Raw genomic sequence first — 14,500 nt, forward strand, 5'->3', positions numbered from 1 at the left:
GACATTCCGCTCGTTTTCTCAAAAATACTTGTGGTAGAACGTATTTATTTTATTACTTTTGCCAAAAAATTAAAGAGGAAAGAATATGCAGAAGAAGAATTACTATTTGGAATCGGTTCTCGATTTGAACGCCAGTAATGTATGGGGAACGGAAGCCCAAGAGCTTTTGGAATTGTGGCAAAAGGATATTAAGGAAGAAGGTTTTTCTTCATCTGAGGAAAAAGTGCTGAACGTCATCCGGCTGGCCTTTGACGTATATCATTTCGACCCGAAAGACGACCGGGAAGTCATGAGGTATAGCGACGGCAATTATGTCATCCTTCCTTGTGTAGACAAACGAAAAGGTGCCGTGGCCATACGTAAGAAAGAGATTCGCCGGATTACGGACCTCTCGTATGAGAACATTAAACATATTACGGCGTCCGACCTGCTGAAATTGATAGAAGGTAATTTCGGCGGTGGTTGGGATTCCATATCTTTGACGATAAAAGACATTATAGAGTCGGCTTTCGACATTAGTACGACAACTCTGCCTGCTTCACGCATCCATGCTGCAGGCGGTACGTTGGAACGTAAAGTCGCCGATGGCTATGAAGCCTTGGAGATTGCGAAAGGAACTTGGGTAGAGGCTATTTTTGCCAAGAAACGCGAACCGGTAGAGAAATTGCGTTTTGTGCCCGAACCGGAATATGACGAAGACGGCAATCGTCGTATTGTAGACGAAGACACTGAAACAGATTCGGAGTCGGAAGAAGAGGGCGATACGGCCGGAGATGATACTTTTTACGGAAGCTATACCCCCGAGGCGGACATTAAGGATGTGGAGGAAGAACTGGCGGATGAATGACCTTTGGGCCGGAAAAGAATAAAACATGAAAATTGAAAAAACGGAGCGGGAACGCATCATCCGGTTGGTGAAGCAACAGGTGGTGCCGGCAATGGGATGCACAGAACCTATATGCGTGTCTCTTTGTGTGGCCCGCGCGGCAGAGGTGCTTGGAGAAAGACCGGTCGCAGTCAGTGTCTTTCTCAGTGCGAATATATTGAAAAATGCCATGGGCGTGGGAATTCCCGGTACGGGTATGGTGGGACTTCCCATAGCTATAGCTTTGGGCGTAGTGGCAGGTAAGTCTGCATACGGGCTGGAGGTGCTGAAAGACGTGACGCCGACAGACGTAGAGCAGGGCAAACAATACATAGCGGAGCGGCGTGTCAAAATATCATTGAAAGAAGGCATTTCGGAAAAGCTGTATGTCGAAGCCATAGTGGAGAGTGAGTCCGGCCATAGGGCTACGGCTGTCATTGCCGGTCAGCACACGCATTTCGTCTATGTGGAGAAAGACGGGAAAGTGCTGTTGGACAACCGTATGCCACAAGGAGAGGAAGCCGGAGAGGACGAATGTGAACTCAACTTGCGCAAGGTGTACGATTTTTCCGTAGAAGCGCCGTTGGAAGAAATCGAATTTATCCGGGAAGCACGCCGCTTGAACGAATCGGCCTCCCGGCAAGCTTTGAAAGGGTGCTACGGACATGAGTTGGGCAAGACGCTGAGCCGTCCTTTGGGGCGCGGTATTATGGGGGATACGATATTCTCTCATATTCTGTCGAGCACCTCATGTGCGTGCGACGCCCGTATGGCCGGGGCTATGATTCCGGTGATGAGCAATTCCGGAAGCGGCAACCAGGGGATTTGTGCTACGATGCCGGTCGTGGTTTTTGCCGAAGAGAATCACAATACGGACGAAGAACTTGTTCGTGCGCTTATGCTGAGCCATCTGACTGCCATCTATATCAAGCAAAGTCTGGGTGTCCTGTCGGCCTTGTGCGGATGTGTGGTGGCTTCTACGGGATCGAGCTGTGGTATCACCTACCTGATGGGAGGAAAGTACGAGCAAGTCTCATACGCCGTGAAGAATATGATAGCGAACCTCACGGGGATGATTTGTGACGGAGCCAAACCGAGTTGCGCATTGAAATTGACGAGCGGGGTTTCCACAGCCGTATTGTCAGCCATGCTGGCCATGCAGCAGAAATGTGTGAGCAGCGTGGAGGGCATCATCGACGATGATGTGGATAAGAGCATACATAACCTGACAAGTATCGGAGCCGAAGCCATGAACGAGACCGACCGTAAGGTTTTGGAGATTATGACGCATAAAAGTTGAAGTATGGATTAATTTTTTTTAAGAAGAAAGCGGGTGTGAGCCCGCTTTTTCTGATTTATATCAGATATCTGTTTCGGAAAAAGTGTTAGATTTGCACTTGATATTCATTAACCAATTTTTGAAGTATTATGAAACAAAGAATCAAATTGCTTTTCGCATGCAGTTGTGTGGCGGCTTGGTCTGCCGGGAGTTTGGCACAATCATTCACGTGGTATGCCAGTACGGAAGGAAATACGTGGAAAACGTCTACGGTGAAGATGTCCAAGAAAGCTGCGGATGCCCATGTGACGGTAGAAGAGAATGTGGCACCGATTGTGGAATTCAAGGCGTGGGGTGCCACGTTTAATGAATTGGATTGGGACGCATTGGGCATGTTGACCCGTGACGAACAGGACGAGATACTGAAAAACGTATTTTCTCCGGAGGGGGATTTGCGTATTTCCCGTGGGCGTATTTCCATGAACGCCAACGACTATGCCCGTTCTTGGTATAGTTGCGACGAGGTGGCCGGGGATCTGGAACTGCGTTATTTCAATATAAACCGCGACAAACAGTCCATCATCCCCTTCATACGTGCGGCACAGAAGTATAATCCCGAACTGACGTTCTGGACATCTCCGTGGTGTCCACCCAGTTGGATGAAAATCACGGGAGATTATCCTGTGTTGAGCAGCAAGTTCAACCACATGCCCGAAAAGATGAATTACATCCTTTACGGTAATGTGAACGATAAGGTGGATCCTGATGAAATGAAACTGGTCGGTAGGAGAGGGGATAAATTCCCGCGCCAGTTGGCTACCACGGACTACTTTATACAGGACCCGCGTTACTTGCAGGCGTATGCCAATTATTTCTGTAAGTTTATCGACGCTTACAAGGAACAGGGGGTGAATATAGATATGGTGATATATCAGAATGAGGCATACAGCTACACGCCTTACCCCGGTTGTGCATGGACGGCCGAGGGAACGGTGCGGTTCAATCGCGACTATCTGGGTCCCACGCTCAGACAAAAACATCCGGAGGTGAAGCTTTATCTCGGGACGTTCAACACCAACCGTGTGGACTACGTGCAGAAGATTGCTTCCGACACGAAGTTGCAGGAATACGTAAGCGGCATGGCATTCCAATGGGAAGGCCGCGAGTCGCTCCCCGTACTGCGCAAGGAACATCCCGAGTGGAACTATATGTGTTCGGAAAGCGAATGCGGACGGGGTAGCTTCGACTGGGGAGCAGGCGAACATACCTTTGAACTGATGAACCATTATTTGGGTAACGGATGCAACGAGTACACTTTCTGGAATTTCATCTTGGCCGACAATGGCGAGAGTCCGTGGGGATGGAAACAGAATGCCCTTATCCGGGTGGATTCCAAGGCACGTACGTTTACCTATACTCCGGAGTATTTTGCCGTGAAGCATTACAGCCATTTCATCACGAAAGGCAGTCAGGTGGTGGCTTACAAAGCCCAAGGAGACGACAGGATGCCGGTATTGGTCAGCCGCACACCTGAAGGAAAGTATGTGGTCGTGGCCGGAAATTTCAAAGACGAGGTTTCTCCGTTGGTGGTCAAGATAGGAGAGAAGAGCCTGTCCGCCGAACTGGCAGCACATTCTTATAATACGTTTGTGATGAAATAATACGGTTTGCACGCCGGAAAGATACGGTGGCAGGGGCCGGCTTCGTAAGGAAACGGAGCCGGCCCTTTGAGTATGTGACGGTCCGGTACGGCTTGTTAAAGCTTGTTATATTCGGCAGAGTAGAGATTTTGCGAGTAAACCTTATACTTGGAAATGGGTCATACTTCTGTGAAACAAAAAAGAATGGTTTAATTAAAAAGGAAACAACTATGAGAAAATTGATGATGGCCGTATGTTTTGCTTTGCTGGCCGGAAGCACATTGTCAGCCCAAGAGGGCGGAAACACGCCGCGCATGCGGACAAATCCCGAACAGATGGCCAAGCGGATGGCCGGGAAACTGATGTTGGACGACGAAACATCGGCAAAATTTATTCCCCTTTACGAGGACTATATGCAAAAGTTGGCGGAATGCCGCGTGCCCAAAAAGGAAAAAGGAAGTCAGGCGGCACAGTCGGATAAAGATATAGACGAGAACATAAAGGCTCGTTTTTCGGCTCAGGAGAAACGGTTGGACGTGCAGAAGAGCTACTATGACAAGTTTAAGAAAGTGTTGACGATGAGACAGGTGCAACAGCTTTATGAACGTCCGGACATGGGAAGTCGTCCGCGTTTTCAGGGACAAAAAACGCATTCTGCGCCGCGCCGCTGAAAAGCAGGCAGGAGGCTGGAAAACTGTTTGCCGCAGAACGGAAAATCAATCTCAGGAGATTGAAAAATCATTCGGCTGAGAATGAAAAATCGTTTGGCGCAGATTTTATGACATTCATTATCAGACTGTTGCAAAGAACCTTCCGAACGTGTTTTTTAGGTCTGGAACACAAGGGTAGGAAACACAGGTGAGGGCGGTAACGGAATCTGGAAAAAAAGACCGGGCATACAGAGGAGAATCTCTTGGTATGCCCGGTCTTTTTTCAGAAGTCGCGGAGCGCGGCGCATCAAGCCATGGTGCCGCCCATGATGTCCAACAGTTCGTTGGTAATGGCCTGCTGACGTCCTTTGTTGTACACGACGGTGAGGTCCTGTATCAAGTTGTTGGCATTGTCCGTGGCTATCTGCATGGCCATGCTTCGTGTGGCATGTTCGGATGCGTTGGAGTCTAAAAGAGTGGTATAGACTTTCAGCTTCAACACCTCCGGAATCAGTTTGGCCAATAGAATTTCTTCCGAAGGTTCTATCAGATAGTCCGGCTGCCGGTTGTCGGTCGGAACCTCGGTCATGGCAGACAAATCTATCGGTAAATATACCGTGTTGACGAGTTCCTGTGAACCGGCGGATTTAAAGTGATGATAAATAAGCTCTACCCGGTCTATGTCGCCCGACAAAAAACGTTCGCATAGTTCTGCTGCCAACCTCTCACATTCCGTGTAGTTGGGCTTATCGGCCATGTGCGTATAATCTCCGGCCGGGGTAAAGCCCGATTTTTTCACAGCGTCTGCAATCTTTCTTCCTACGGGATAGATGATAAGATTTTCCTTTGCCATTTGTGCGTGTTCGTCCAGCCACTGATGGTAGGAGCGTATGACGTTGGAGTTGAATCCGCCGCACAAACTGCTGTTGGACGAGAATATGACCAGTGCAATGCGCTTTGCCTTCCGTTGCGTGGCAAAGGGCGATTCCGTCTTACCGCCGGTTTGCAAGAAGTGGGTCATGATGGCCGACATCTGCCGTTCGTAGGGCAACATGCCTTCGATGACTTCTTGCGCCTTGTGCAGCTTGGCGGAAGCCACCATTTTCATGGCCGACGTAATCTTCAGCGTATTATTGGCCGAGAGTATTCTGCCCTTTACTTCTTTTAATGATGCCATGGTCTAATCAGTGTTTAAATAACAGAAGAGTGGACTGAGCCACATCTTCGATGACTTTGGTCACTTGTTCGTTGATGGCTCCGCCTTCTAAAACCTCCAACACATCCTGACGGTGCGATGCGCGCAGGCTTTCCAGAAATTCGTGCTGGAAGGCAATGACCTGGTCGATACGTATGTCGCGCATCAGTCCGTGCGTACCGCAATAGAGGATAGCGACTTGTTCGCCTACCGGCATAGGGGAGTATTGGGGTTGTATCAACAGTTGGTTGTTCTTTCGTCCGCGGTCGATAGTCATGACGGTCACGGAATCCATGTCGCTGCTGAACTTGGAGAAAGCTTCCAGTTCACGGTATTGCGCCTGGTCGATTTTCAGTGTACCGGCCACTTTCTTCATGCTCTTGATTTGCGCGCTGCCGCCCACACGGGATACGGAGATACCTACATTGATGGCCGGACGGAAGCCTTGGTTGAACAAGTCAGTTTCGAGGAATATCTGTCCGTCGGTGATGGAAATCACATTCGTAGGGATGTAGGCGGACACGTCGCCTGCCTGTGTCTCGATGATAGGGAGTGCCGTGAGCGAACCTCCGCATTTCACTTTTCCTTTCAGGCTTTCCGGCAGGTCGTTCATCTGCTCGGCCACTTCCTGCTGGTTGATGATTTTGGCAGCACGTTCCAACAGGCGGGAGTGCAGGTAGAAGATGTCGCCGGGGTAAGCTTCGCGACCCGACGGACGGCGCAGGATGAGCGAAACCTCGCGGTAGGCTACGGCCTGTTTGGAAAGGTCGTCGAATACGACTAAGGCATGGCGGCCGGTGTCGCGGAAATATTCTCCGATGGCTGCCCCGGCAAACGGTGCGAAGTATTGCAATGCGGCCGGGTCGGCAGCCGTAGCGGCTACGACCACCGTGTAGTCCATGGCACCTTTTTCACGCAGCGTGTTGACGATGTTGGCCACGGTGGAGCCTTTCTGCCCGATGGCCACATAGATGCAGTACACCGGTTTGCCCGCCTCGTATGCGGAACGTTGGTTGATGATGGTGTCGATGGCTATCGCGGTCTTCCCCGTTTGGCGGTCGCCGATGATCAATTCACGTTGTCCCCGTCCGATAGGAATCATGGCATCGATGGCCTTGATGCCTGTCTGCAGAGGTTCAGATACCGGTTGGCGGTAAATGACTCCGGGAGCTTTGCGTTCCAGCGGCATTTCGAAAAGTTCCCCTCCTACGGTGCCTCTTCCGTCCAAAGGAACGCCCAACGGGTCGATGACGCGCCCCAGCATGTTCTCGCTGACCCGTATGGAGGCGATGCGTCCCGTACGTTTCACAATCATGCCCTCTTTGATGAGACCGGTGGCTCCTAAGAGGACAGCGCCCACGTTGTCTTCTTCCAGGTTCATCACCACTCCCATCACTCCGTTTTCAAATTCCAATAATTCATTGGCCTCGGCATGGAGCAATCCATAAATACGTGCCACGCCGTCGCTGACCTGCAACACCGCGCCCACCTCGTCGAACTGGATGGACGTGTTGATTCCTTTGAGCTGTTGGAGCAATACCTCCGAAACCTCGCTGGGTCTTATCTTATCTGGCATATTCTTGTTTCCTTTTCATTATACGATTCTTCTGTTTTTCTCGATGAACTGTTTCTTCACGCGTTTCAACTGTCCGGCTATGCTGGCGTCGATTCGCCAATAGCCGATTTCCAGAATGCCGCCACCGATGATGTCGGGGTCTACTTTGGTGTTGAATTCCACCGTGCGTCCCCGATAGCGTTTCAGGATGAGCGCTTTCAGCTCGTTGAGGGTTTCCTCCGGTAGCGGCATTGCCGTGACAAGTTTCCCCTGACGTATTTTTTTCTTTTTCCGATATAAGAATAAGAAAGAATGCAGGATGAAAGCCAATAGCTTTTCGCGCCTTTTTTCAAGTAGCAGATAGAAGAATTTGGTCAGCTCTTCGCATGTGTCCGCTCCGGCGGTAGCATTGTGCAAGAGCTTTATTTTCTCTGTACGGCTCACCATCGGATTCTCTATCGTATGGCGGAACTCCGGAAGCTGGTTGTATTGGAACAGGAGTTGTTGGGCCTGTTCGTACACCAAGGTTTCGTGTCCGTTCTCGCATGCGAAGAGCAACAATGCGCGGGCATAACGTCTTGCAATAATTCCTATATCCATTATTCAATGTTGTTGTTTGATTTAACTTCGTCCAACAGTCTGTTCACTAATTCAAGCTGTTCCTTATCATCAGACAGTTTTTTACGCAATACCTTTTCAGCCACATCTACAGACAGTATCGCTACTTGCCGACGTATGTCGTTGATGGCGCTTTCTTTTTCCGCAGCTATCTGGTGGCGGGTTTCATCCAAAGCTTTCCGCGCTTCGGTGCGAGCCCGTTCGCGTGCTTCGGCGATGATGCGGTCGCGCGTGGCGGAAGCTTCTTTCAGTATGGCGGTCTGCTCTTCGTGTGCCCGTGCCAGCAGTGCTTCGCTTTCGGCTTTTACCTGCTGCAACTGCTCGTTGGCCTGGCGGGCAGCCTCCAGCGAACTGTCTATGTATTGTTTCCGTTTGTCCACCATTCCGGTGATGACAGGAAATGCGTATTTAGCCAAGATGAAGAATACGATTCCGAATATAATCACCATCCAGAACAGTGTGCCCGGATCCGGGGTTAGCAGTCCCATAAGCAACAACGGTTTAGAGGAACAATGTCAAAAGACAAACGACAATGGCGATGAGGGCTACACCTTCTATCAAAGCTGCCGCGATGATCATATTCATACGCACGTTGTTGGATTCCGACGGTTGTCGTGCAATGGCGTCCATGGCCGACCCGCCGATGCGTCCGATACCTATACCTGCACCCAAAACGGCAATACCAGCGCCAATCGCTGCACCCAACTTGGTAAGACCTATACCTCCGATAGCTTGTAATAAAATGGATAATAACATAATGTTTCTGTTTTTAAGGGTTATACTTAATTTTCTAATAGTTTTCCTTTAATTCTCTTCTTTTACGCGTGACAGTCCGATGAACACGGCCGACAACATGGTGAATACATACGCCTGGATGAAGGCTACAAGAAGTTCCAGCATGTCCATGAAGATACCGAAAAGTACGGATATGACCGTCATGGAACCGTTGATGACCGGACCTGCCTTCACCGTAATGAAGATAATGGCTACCAAACTTAGGATGGCTGCGTGCCCGGCCATGATGTTGGCAAACAGACGGATCATCAAAGCAAATGGTTTGGTGAAAATCCCGAATAGCTCAATCATAGGCATGAGAGGCACGGGAACTTTCAACCACATGGGAACTTTCGGCCAAAAGATATCCTTCCAATAGGCTTTTGTTCCGCAGATGTTGGTGAAGAGAAAGGTGCACAATGCCAATACCAATGTAATGGCAATGTTTCCCGTGACGTTAGCTCCTCCCGGAAAAATAGGAAGAATACCCATCAGGTTGTTAACCAGAACGAAAAAGAACGCGGTCAGCAAGTAGGGAGCGTATCTCCGGTAGTCTTCCCCGATACATCCTTTGATGACTTCATCGTTTATCATGACCACCAGAGCCTCTATCATGCCCACACCGCCTTTAGGTGCCCCTTCGCTCACTTCGTGACGCTTGTACCAACGCGCACATCCCAGCATGATGGCCACCAATATGGCGCTGTTGACGAACAGTGCCAGCACGTTTTTGGTGATGGAGATGTCGAACGGACGGATTTCTTCTCCCGTGGCGTCTTTTTCTACGATTTTATTTTTGTATTCGCCATCCGGTGCGATGTATAATCCTTCGTATCGGGCTTGATTTCTCAAACGGGCAGAAGAAAATATATGCCAACCGGAAGAGCTTTTCACAATCACGGGCAAGGGGATGCGTATGGAGGCATCTCCGATGTCTGTGATATGCCATTCGTATGCGTCTTCGATGTGGCCGAAAACGATTTCGTACACATCTATTTCTTTGGTTTCTTCAGCCTGTGCCTGCCGTGGCATGAACATCAACAGGCATAAGCCTATACAGCATAAATATTTTAGTAGCTTCATTCCTTAAACTTATCTTTTTATGCAGCCGGACCTGAAAGGGGTCAGGCCGTCGCTTCCGTTACGCAGACGGAGACTGTGTTGTCATTCACTTCTACAAAACCACCTGAAATGTTCAAGCAGATCTTGTCTTTTCCACTCCGGTAAACGACTTCTCCTGCGTCGAGGGACGAAATCAGGGGCGCGTGGTTGTGGAATACGGCGAACTGTCCGGCACTGCCGGGAAGTCTTACGTACTTCACCAGGCCTTCGAACAAAGTCTTTTCCGGCGACACGATGAGCAAATGAATTTTATCCTCTTCCATACGATTTAGTTTTGGGCTGCGCTCAACAATTCTTTTCCTTTGGCAATGGCGTCTTCAATGGTGCCCACGTTGAGGAAAGCCTGTTCGGGAAGGTCGTCCACCTCTCCGTCCAATATCATTTTGAATCCTTTGATGGTGTCTTCGATGGATACCATGACGCCCGGCACGCCCGTAAACTGTTCGGCCACGGCAAAGGGTTGCGACAGGAAACGTTGTACCCGTCGTGCGCGGTTCACCGTCAGACGGTCTTCGTCCGAAAGCTCGTCCATGCCGAGGATGGAAATGATGTCTTGCAGTTCCTTGTTCCGTTGCAGGATTTGTTTGACGCGCTGTGCCGTTTCGTAATGTTCCTGTCCCACGATGAGCGGATCAAGAATACGCGATGTGGATTCCAAGGGATCCACCGCAGGATAAATGCCCAACTCCGTGATTTTACGGCTCAGTACGGTCGTGGCATCCAGATGCGTGAATGTCGTGGCCGGGGCAGGGTCGGTCAAGTCGTCGGCAGGCACGTACACAGCTTGTACAGATGTAATAGAGCCGTTCTTCGTGGACGTGATTCGTTCTTGCATCTGTCCCATTTCGGAAGCCAGTGTCGGCTGATAACCCACGGCCGAGGGCATACGTCCCAACAGGGCGGACACTTCGGAACCAGCCTGGGTGAAACGGAAGATGTTGTCGATGAAGAACAGGATGTCACGCGGTCCGTCTCCCTTGTTGTTGTCACGGAAAGACTCGGCTAAGGTCAGACCGGAAAGCGCTACGGAAGAACGTGCGCCCGGCGGTTCGTTCATCTGTCCGAATACCATGGCCACTTGGGATTTTTCCACCTCGTCCATGTCTACTTTCGACAGGTCCCAATGCCCGGTTTCCATGCTTTTCAGGAATTCGTCGCCGTATTTGATGACACCGGACTCAATCATTTCGCGCAGCAGGTCGTTACCCTCACGCGTACGTTCTCCCACACCGGCGAACACGGAAAAGCCGTTATGCTTTTTGGCAATGTTGTTGATGAGCTCCTTGATTAATACCGTTTTTCCTACGCCCGCCCCGCCGAACAATCCGATTTTTCCTCCTTTCAGATAGGGTTCCAACAGGTCTATCACTTTGATGCCCGTGAAAAGCACTTCCTGAGTGGTGGAAAGGTCTTCAAACTTAGGAGGATCCCGGTGGATGGGAAATGCCCCGGTTTCGTTTAATGCCTGCATGCCGTCGATGGCTTCGCCTACGACGTTCATGACCCGTCCGCGAATCTGTGCGCCCACCGGCATGGTGATGGGTTTTCCGGTAGAGACCACTTTCATGCCGCGTTGCAGACCGTCCGTACTGTCCATGGCGATGGTGCGCACCGTATCTTCTCCGATGTGTTGCTGCACTTCCACGATCAATGTCTTGCCGCCCGGACGTTGGATTTTCAGAGCGTCGTGTATGCTCGGAAGGTTTGCGTTCTGTTCTTTCTCGCTGTGCTCGAAATGAACGTCTACCACCGGGCCGATAATTTGCGATATGTGTCCTAATACCTCTGCCATAAATGATGTTTATACCTTAATTATATATAATCGTTTTATTTGTTCCGTGTCCTTTTTACCTGTCGAACCGATTGTTTTGTCGCTGGCTGTCGTTGAACGTGGCGAACCGCTTGGGTTTCTCAACATTCTTATACATTATTTAATGTCCATCGTCTCTTTCTTTCGCTTCGTTTATAATAGTTTAACCCAGAGACGTTTTCATTTTTCTTGTCTCAAAGTTAGGAGTAATTTCTCTTTTTCGTAAATTTGTAGAATTAATAATATTCATGATTTCTATTGATTTTTCTTATGGAACTGACTCCGCTGAAATATTTCGTCAAGTTGGCAGACGTGCTTTCGTTTACTGAAGCCTCCAAAGAGCTTTTTATCACGCAGAGCACCTTGTCGTTAAGCATCAAGCAACTGGAAGAGGAACTCGGCGTGACGCTGTTCGACCGCATCGGGAAGAAAATCTACCTGACGGATGCCGGACGGGATTTTTTAGACTGTTCCCGTAAAGCGATAGAGGAGGTGGCGTATGGCGTACAGCATTTGAAGGAAATGCAGCATGTCTATACGGGAAAGATAAAAATAGGAGTAATATACAGCCTCTTCCCTTTGCTGAATATCTGCGTGTTGAAGTTTACGAAGGCTTTCCCTAAAGCGGAATTGTCGATTGTGTATTCCCATTCCGTATTGGAACTGGTGGAGCTGATTAATTCCAACAAACTTGATTTTGCGTTGAGTTACAATCCGCAAGATGTCTCTGCGCTTACGGAGTCCACGGAATACGCTTGCATGCCTTTATGCGTCATAGCCCACGAGACCCACCCGGTGGCCATCCGGAAACATTTCTCTTTATCGGACTTGAACGAGTTCCCCGTCATCTTCTTGGACAAAGAGCTGTACACCCGGAAAGTCATAGACCGCATGCTGGCCCAATATAGGATAAAGGTAAAGCCGCAGATAGAAGTCAATAGTACGCCTTTATTGCTTGACATGCTGCGCACGGGGCATTGGATTTCCATTTTGCCGCAAGACATGACGGTGAGCAGTCCGGATTTGAAGGCTGTGCCGATTAAGGAGAAAACGGAGATGATGCACATCAGCCTTCTCTCTCTTAAAGGTAAAAGGCACTCTTTGCTGACGGAGAAATTTCTGGAGGTGTTGAGGCAGGAGACGCAAGAAATAGAAGAGCATCGGGTTGCCGGGGGAAAAGATTCGGATTTGTTCGAAGGGAAACCCACCGGAGGAGGAGCATGATGCGGAACTTGTATATCGAGAATAGGTGAAATGCCGGATAGGATTGAATTTTGTTTTAGACTTTATACTGAATAAAATAGGATATGAGAAAAAATATTTGGATTATCGTGAGCGGGTTGGTCTGCTTTTCGGCTTGCAGGTCTGTGCAGGCTCCCCAACTTATCGGGGGAAATAAGGATGAACATGGTTGTCTTACGGCGGCCGGTTATACGTGGAGTGAACTCCGCCGGGACTGTATCCGCATTTTTGAAGACGGTGTGCGGGTGGACGACCCGTCTTTGCAACCCTCTTTGACATCGTATGCCGTGTTTGCGGCAGACAGCAGCCGGGTGGAGGTTTTCCGTCCGTCTCCGTTCCGGAACGAGATACTCGACCGTAAGGGAGGCGTTTGGCAGGGCAAGACCTGCAAGTTGTATCGGACTGGAGACCGGTGGGAACTTCGCGAAAGGTGAAATCAAACAAAATGACTTTGTATGGAACGAATTATCAATCATTTTACAGACGACGACCTGTATAAGTTCACCATGTGCTGCGCGGTCATCGACAATTTTCCCCGTGCTCAGGTGAAGTACCGGTTTACCGACCGGGACCATACCGTCTATCCGCCGGGTTTTGCCGACGAGTTGCAAAAACAAATCATTCTGTTGGAGGACGTGGTCATTACGGACGAGGAAATCGCGTTCATGAAACGGCGGTGCAGCTACATTCCCGGTTGGTTCTACACCTACTTGAAAGGCTACCGTTTCTGTCGCGAATGGGTGACAGTACGGCAGGATGAAGAGGGGCATCTGTCCGTGGAGTTCGAAGGGAGTTGGGCCGATACCATCCTATTGGAAGTGAAAGTGCTGGCCATCATTTCCGAGCTTTATTACAGGATGACGGGCGAAGACAGCCGTTTCGATTATGAGGATTATTACCGGAAGACCTACCGGAAAGCCGTCCGCTTGTTGGAAGCCGGTTGCGTGTTCAGCGATTTCGGGACGCGCCGCCGCGTCTCTTTCGAGGCGGAAGAGACGGTGGTCCGGGCGATGCGAGACTGTTACCGGAGCCGGGAGTGGAGCGGTAAGTTTGTCGGGACCAGCAATGTCTATCTGGCGATGAAGTACGACCTGATTCCCGTCGGCACGATGGCACACGAGTTTGTCTGTGCCATAGGAGGAATGTACGGTCCCCAGATGGCCAACCATATTGCCATGAACTCGTGGCGCAACACGTTCCGCGGAGCTTTGGGCACATATCTCTACGACAGTTTCGGCTGGGACATCTTCAGCCTGAATTTCTCGGAGGACTTTGCCAACCTGTTCAAAGGTCTTCGCGTGGACAGCGGCGACAACCGCGCGGAACTGCAAAGGATTGTGGAGAAATACCGTTCGTTAGGCATCGACCCCCGCACGAAGCAAGTCATATTCAGCAATGCGCTCGACACGGACCGTGCGATAGAGATACAACGTTACGCCCGGGAGTATTGCCAACCTTCTTTCGGGATAGGCACGCACTTCACAAATGATTTCGAGGGCGTGAAGCCCATGAACATCGTCATCAAACTGGTGGCCGTGAAAATCACGGAGTCATGGACTTTCTACAACGATACTTGTAAGTTGAGCGAAGACGACGGCAAGCATACAGGTAAGCCCGAAGTGATTCGCCGTTTCATGGAAGCGTTGAATATGAAAGGATAAAAGGAGGGCGGACGACAAAAACTTCAAAATTTTGTCCGTTCTTTATGGAATTGGTCCTTAAAAAAGATTAACTTTGCATTGGGTTCCCG

General features: G+C 49.9%; 15 protein-coding genes. 7 read left to right on the top strand and 8 right to left on the bottom strand.

Translation table 11 applies throughout. The features are described 5' to 3' along the window. Positions 1 to 85 precede the first annotated feature (85 nt). The 4 genes from HMPREF9441_RS13610 (at position 86) to HMPREF9441_RS13625 (ending at position 4,455) form a co-directional block, all read left to right on the top strand. The gene (locus tag HMPREF9441_RS13610; RefSeq protein WP_008622198.1) at positions 86 to 847 is read left to right on the top strand and encodes a hypothetical protein; all 762 of its coding nucleotides are present in this window, start codon (positions 86 to 88) and stop codon (positions 845 to 847) included. A 25-nt stretch (positions 848 to 872) separates the two neighbouring features. Then, on the top strand, positions 873 to 2,165 hold the full coding sequence (locus tag HMPREF9441_RS13615; RefSeq protein WP_008622200.1) for an L-cysteine desulfidase family protein: 1,293 nt from the start codon (positions 873 to 875) through the stop codon (positions 2,163 to 2,165). Between the two features lie 128 nt (positions 2,166 to 2,293). Next, the gene (locus tag HMPREF9441_RS13620; RefSeq protein ID WP_008622203.1) at positions 2,294 to 3,805 is read left to right on the top strand and encodes a glycoside hydrolase family 30 protein; all 1,512 of its coding nucleotides are present in this window, start codon (positions 2,294 to 2,296) and stop codon (positions 3,803 to 3,805) included. 209 nt (positions 3,806 to 4,014) lie between these two features. After that, the gene (locus tag HMPREF9441_RS13625; RefSeq protein ID WP_244949777.1) at positions 4,015 to 4,455 is read left to right on the top strand and encodes a hypothetical protein; all 441 of its coding nucleotides are present in this window, start codon (positions 4,015 to 4,017) and stop codon (positions 4,453 to 4,455) included. A gap of 286 nt (positions 4,456 to 4,741) precedes the next feature. Here HMPREF9441_RS13625 and HMPREF9441_RS13630 read toward each other — a convergent pair whose 3' ends face one another. The 8 genes from HMPREF9441_RS13630 to atpD form a co-directional block, all read right to left on the bottom strand. Beyond that, entirely contained in the window at positions 4,742 to 5,611 is an 870-nt protein-coding gene (locus HMPREF9441_RS13630; protein WP_008622207.1) for a F0F1 ATP synthase subunit gamma, read from the bottom strand. A 7-nt stretch (positions 5,612 to 5,618) separates the two neighbouring features. Further along, positions 5,619 to 7,205, bottom strand: coding sequence for a F0F1 ATP synthase subunit alpha (atpA, locus tag HMPREF9441_RS13635; RefSeq protein WP_008622209.1), 1,587 nt, complete (start codon positions 7,203 to 7,205; stop codon positions 5,619 to 5,621). Between the two features lie 18 nt (positions 7,206 to 7,223). Beyond that, positions 7,224 to 7,784: a F0F1 ATP synthase subunit delta gene (locus HMPREF9441_RS13640; protein ID WP_008622210.1), complete on the bottom strand. Its 561-nt coding sequence runs from the start codon at positions 7,782 to 7,784 to the stop codon at positions 7,224 to 7,226. Further along, positions 7,784 to 8,290 (bottom strand): F0F1 ATP synthase subunit B, encoded by a 507-nt coding sequence (gene atpF, locus HMPREF9441_RS13645; protein WP_008622211.1) that lies wholly within the window; start codon positions 8,288 to 8,290, stop codon positions 7,784 to 7,786. The genes HMPREF9441_RS13640 and atpF overlap by 1 nt, the downstream gene beginning before the upstream one ends. A 13-nt stretch (positions 8,291 to 8,303) precedes the next feature. Further along, entirely contained in the window at positions 8,304 to 8,558 is a 255-nt protein-coding gene (gene atpE, locus HMPREF9441_RS13650; RefSeq protein ID WP_008622212.1) for an ATP synthase F0 subunit C, read from the bottom strand. A 48-nt stretch (positions 8,559 to 8,606) separates the two neighbouring features. Then, positions 8,607 to 9,614, bottom strand: a complete 1,008-nt coding sequence (gene atpB / locus HMPREF9441_RS13655) for a F0F1 ATP synthase subunit A (RefSeq protein WP_008622213.1) — start codon at positions 9,612 to 9,614, stop codon at positions 8,607 to 8,609. 86 nt (positions 9,615 to 9,700) lie between these two features. Beyond that, complete coding sequence (gene atpC / locus HMPREF9441_RS13660; RefSeq protein WP_008622214.1) at positions 9,701 to 9,961, bottom strand: ATP synthase F1 subunit epsilon; 261 nt, start codon at positions 9,959 to 9,961, stop codon at positions 9,701 to 9,703. Between the two features lie 5 nt (positions 9,962 to 9,966). After that, positions 9,967 to 11,490 (bottom strand): F0F1 ATP synthase subunit beta, encoded by a 1,524-nt coding sequence (gene atpD / locus HMPREF9441_RS13665; protein ID WP_008622216.1) that lies wholly within the window; start codon positions 11,488 to 11,490, stop codon positions 9,967 to 9,969. A 288-nt stretch (positions 11,491 to 11,778) separates the two neighbouring features. Between atpD and HMPREF9441_RS13670 the strand changes: the two genes are divergently transcribed. The 3 genes from HMPREF9441_RS13670 to pncB all read left to right on the top strand — a co-directional run bounded on the left by HMPREF9441_RS13670 (position 11,779) and on the right by pncB (position 14,411). Further along, on the top strand, positions 11,779 to 12,732 hold the full coding sequence (locus tag HMPREF9441_RS13670) for a LysR family transcriptional regulator (RefSeq protein WP_008622217.1): 954 nt from the start codon (positions 11,779 to 11,781) through the stop codon (positions 12,730 to 12,732). Positions 12,733 to 12,815: 83 nt separating this feature from the next. Then, positions 12,816 to 13,184 carry a hypothetical protein gene (locus HMPREF9441_RS13675; protein WP_008622218.1) on the top strand — a complete coding sequence of 123 codons (369 nt, stop codon included), beginning with the start codon at positions 12,816 to 12,818 and terminating at the stop codon, positions 13,182 to 13,184. 21 nt (positions 13,185 to 13,205) lie between these two features. Next, entirely contained in the window at positions 13,206 to 14,411 is a 1,206-nt protein-coding gene (pncB, locus tag HMPREF9441_RS13680) for a nicotinate phosphoribosyltransferase (RefSeq protein WP_008622219.1), read from the top strand. The last annotated feature ends 89 nt before the right edge of the window (positions 14,412 to 14,500 follow it).

Origin of the sequence: Paraprevotella clara YIT 11840, from assembly GCF_000233955.1 — a bacterium.
GTDB classification, from domain to species: domain Bacteria; phylum Bacteroidota; class Bacteroidia; order Bacteroidales; family Bacteroidaceae; genus Paraprevotella; species Paraprevotella clara.